Origin of the sequence: Rubrimonas sp. (assembly GCF_036788415.1) — a bacterium.
Taxonomy (GTDB): domain Bacteria; phylum Pseudomonadota; class Alphaproteobacteria; order Rhodobacterales; family Rhodobacteraceae; genus Rubrimonas.
This window is the reverse complement of the sequence record NZ_DAIQNN010000175.1, coordinates 1-3,769: the sequence shown is the minus strand read 5'-3', so window position 1 is coordinate 3,769 and position 3,769 is coordinate 1. Positions and strand designations below refer to the sequence as shown.

The following is a 3,769-nucleotide window of genomic DNA, read 5'->3' as shown; positions in this document are numbered from 1 at the left end:
ACGGCTACATCTACCAGCGCATGCAGATCGGCGAGACGCTGGTCGACGTGTGCGAAGACGCAACGCCGTGCCCCGGCCTCGCGACTGGCTGGATGGTCAGCGAGAACGGGCTCGAATGGCGCTTCGCCATCCGGCAGGGCGTCGCCTTCCACGACGGCTCGGCCATGGACGCCGAGAGCGTGGCGGCCAGCCTCCGCCGCGCCGCCGCGCGGCCCGGCGTGCTGGCCTCCGTGCCGCTCGTCGGCGTCGTCGCCGAGGGCGACGAGGTCGTCATCCGGCTTGAGGCTCCCTTCGCCGCGCTGCCCTCGGTGCTGGCCAACTACGGCGCGATGATCGTCGCGCCCGCCAGCTTCGACGCGGACGACAAAGCCGTCGCCTTCATCGGCACGGGGCCGTTCCGCGTCATCAACATGGCGCCGCCGCTGTCGCTGGTCGCCGAGCGTTTCGACGGCTATTGGGGCGAAGCCGCGCATGTCGCTGAGGTGCGGTATCTGTCGTCCCATCGCCCCGAGACCCGCGCCCTGATGATCGAAAGCGGCGACGCCGATCTGGCGATCAACCTCGACAAGGCAGGCTTCGACCGGCTGAAGGGCCTCGACCTCGCGACGGTCCACGCCGTTGCGATCCCCCGGACGGTCATGGTCAAGCTGAACGTGGCCCGCCCGCCGCTGGCGGACGCCGAGGCGCGCCGCGCGCTCAGCCTCGCCATCGACCGCGAGGGCGTGGCCATCGGCATCCTCGATTTCCCCGACGCCGCCGCCAACCAGCTTTTCCCGCCGGTGCTGGCCGGCTGGCACGATGCGAAGCAGCCGGCCGTTGCCTACGATCCCGATCAGGCGCGCGAGATCCTCGCCGGTCTGGGCTGGGCCACTGGCCCCGACGGCGTTCTGGTCCGCAACGGCGAACGCTTTTCGCTGACCCTGCGCACCTATCCCAACCGCCCCGAACTGCCTCTCATCGCCGCGGCCCTGCAGGACCAGTGGCGCGACATCGGCGTCGAGTTGAAGGTCTCGATCGGCAATTCGTCCGACGTACCGGGCGGGCATCAGGACGGAACGCTGGATCTGGCGCTGGCCGCGCGTAATTACGGGCTGACCCCCGACCCGGTCGTGAACGCGTTCGACGACTTCAAGGCGGGCGGCGGCGGCTGGGGCGCGATGAACTGGGACGCGCCGGACGTGGATGCGGCCCTGCGCGTCGCGCTGTCCGAGACGCACCCCGCGGCGCGCGCCGAGGCGATCCGCGCCGTCACCGACGCGCTTCAGGCCGAGCTGCCGGTCATCCCTGTGACATGGTCCATGCTGACGGTGGGCCACGCCGCGGCGCTGCAGGGCGTGACCATCGACCCGCTTGAGCGCAGCTACGGCCTGTCGCACGTGCGTTGGGCCAACTGATGGCGGCTGCAATCGCACGCGCCGCGCGCTGGACCGCCCGTCCCTCCGCGGCCCAGAGCCTCGGCGGCCTGATCGTCGGCCGTCTGGTCCAGGCTGTCATCGTGGCGCTGGTGGTCGGCGTCGTCGGCTTCGCCATGCTTGAGTCGCTGCCCGGCGACGCGGCCTACCGAATCGCCGCGGGGCGCTATGGCCATGACATGGTCAGCGCCGCCGCGGCCGAGCAGGTCCGCGCCGAGCTTGGCCTCGACCGTCCCTCATGGGTGCGGCTGCTGGCCTGGCTCGGCCAGCTGCTGACCCTCGATCTGGGCTACACGGCCGTCACCGGCGAACGCGTGATCGATTCGGTCGCGCATCAGCTTGGCCACAGCGTGCTGCTGGCGGTGGTCGCGGTATGGCTGGCCCTGCTGATCGCCACGCCCATCGGCGTGCTGGCGGGGCTGAACCCCGGCGGCGTTTTCGACCGCTTGACCGCCGTGGTCTCGATCCTGCTGCGCGCCACCCCCGCCTTTCTGCTGGGGGTGTTGCTGATCCTGCTGATCGCGGTGCAGATGCGGGCGGCCCCGGCCGCCGGCCATTCCCACGGCGCCAACGCCTTCCTGCCCGCGCTGACGCTGGGGCTGGTGCTGGCCTCGGTGTTGACGCGGGTGATCCGGAACGCGGTCGCGCGCACGGTGGCCAGCGAGGCGTTCCAGTTCGCCCGTCACAAGGGCCTGTCCACCGGCGCCGCGTTGTGGCGGCACGGCATCCGCAACGCCGCCGCCCCGGTCGTCGCTTATCTGGGCGTGCAGACCGCGCTGCTGCTGGAGGGCGTCGTCGTGGTCGAAAGCGTCTTCGCCTGGCCCGGCATCGGCCACGCCCTGACCCACGCCGTCTTCGAGCGCGACGTGACCATGCTGCAGGGAACCGCGCTGGCGCTGGGGCTGTCCTTCGTGCTGCTCAGTTTCCTGATCGACCTCGCCTGCCGCGCCATCGACCCGAGGATGCGCGCATGACGGTCCGCGTGATGACCGCAGCCCGCAGCGTCCTGCCTGCCCTGACCCTCGGCCGGATGAGCCCCGCGCGCGCGGCGGGCCTTGTCGGGATCGCCGTGATCGCGGCGTTGACCGTCGCAGGGCCGGACCTCGTGGGCCACGATCCCGCGCGGCAGAACCTGCGCGCGATCCTCGTTCCCCCGGGAACGGGCGCGCACATCCTCGGGACCGATCACCTCGGCCGCGATCTCGCCGCCCGCATCCTCGGCGGCGCGCAGCTGACGCTGGCGCTGGCGGCGCTCGCCGTCGGCACGGCGGCGGCCTTCGGCGTCAGCCTCGGCATCGTCGCGGGCTGGCGCGGCGGCTGGACCGACCGCGCGCTCGGCGCCTTCGCCGACGGTGTGCTGGCGCTGCCGGGCCTGCTGCTCGTCATGCTGCTGGCGGCGATCCGGCCAGACAGCTGGTGGACGCTCTACATCGGCCTGTCGCTGACGCTGTGGGTCGAGTTCTTCCGCGTCGCCCGCCAGCGCGCCCGCGTCCTGACGGCGGGCGAGGCGGTCCAGGCGGCCGAACTGCTGGGTCTCGGCCGCTGGCACGTCATCCGCCGCCATCTCTGGCCCGATCTGGCGCAGCAGGTTTTGACACTGGCGGCCTTCGGCGGCGCGACCGTTGTGACCGCGCTAGCCACGCTCGGCTTCATCTCGGTCGGCCTGCGGCCGCCGACCCCGGAATGGGGAGTGATGATGTCCGAGCTGCTTCCAAGCTGGCGCACCGCGCCTTGGGCCATCGCCGCCCCCATCGGCGCGCTCGCCGCAACCGTGCTGTGCCTACGCCTTGTCGCGGGCGAGGAGACCGACACATGACCCTGCGCGTTGACGATCTATCCGTGTCGATCGGCGCCCGCCGCCTCGTCCATCCGATCGGCTTCACCGTCGAACCCGGCCGTCCGCTCGTGATCCTCGGCGAGACCGGCGCCGGGAAGAGCCTGATCGCGCAGGCGGTCATGGGGTCGTTGCCGCGCGGCCTGAAGGCCTTCGGCGGCGTCTGGCTCGACGGCGTCCGCATCGACGCGCTCCCCCGCCGCGGGCGTGAGGCGTTGTGGGGCCGTCGCGTCGCGATCCTGCCGCAGGAACCGTGGCGCGCGCTCGATCCGCTGATGCGCAGCCTGTCGCAGGTGGCCGAGGCCCATGCGCTGGTCGCCGGTGCGGGCTGGGGAAACGCCCCCGGCCTTGCGCGAGCCGATCTCGCCGGGCTCGGCCTGGGCGAACAGGCCGCCGCGGCGCGGCCGGGGCAGCTTTCAGGCGGCATGGCCCAGCGCGTGGCCTTCGCCGCCGCCACCGCCGCCGGGGCCCGCGTGCTGCTGGCCGACGAGCCGACGAAGGGCCTCGACGACGCCCGGCGCGA

General features: G+C 72.5%; 4 protein-coding genes. All 4 read left to right on the top strand.

Translation table 11 applies throughout. From position 1 onward, the window contains the following. The coding region (locus tag V7Q31_RS17935; protein ID WP_333835213.1) for an ABC transporter substrate-binding protein at positions 1 to 1,394 on the top strand (1,394 nt) is incomplete at its 5' end. Next, on the top strand, positions 1,394 to 2,386 hold the full coding sequence (locus tag V7Q31_RS17930; RefSeq protein ID WP_333835212.1) for an ABC transporter permease: 993 nt from the start codon (positions 1,394 to 1,396) through the stop codon (positions 2,384 to 2,386). The genes V7Q31_RS17935 and V7Q31_RS17930, both read left to right, overlap by 1 nt. Beyond that, complete coding sequence (locus V7Q31_RS17925) at positions 2,383 to 3,228, top strand: ABC transporter permease (RefSeq protein WP_333835211.1); 846 nt, start codon at positions 2,383 to 2,385, stop codon at positions 3,226 to 3,228. The genes V7Q31_RS17930 and V7Q31_RS17925 overlap by 4 nt, the downstream gene beginning before the upstream one ends. Continuing rightward, positions 3,225 to 3,769: ATP-binding cassette domain-containing protein (locus V7Q31_RS17920; protein ID WP_333835210.1), on the top strand; the 545-nt coding region annotated here is incomplete at its 3' end. The genes V7Q31_RS17925 and V7Q31_RS17920, both read left to right, overlap by 4 nt.

Coding starts and splice junctions, on each gene's coding strand:
- V7Q31_RS17925 (WP_333835211.1), top strand. CDS start 2,383: ATGACGGTCCGCGTGATGACCGCAGCCCGCAGCGTCCTGCCTGCCCTG.
- V7Q31_RS17930 (WP_333835212.1), top strand. CDS start 1,394: ATGGCGGCTGCAATCGCACGCGCCGCGCGCTGGACCGCCCGTCCCTCC.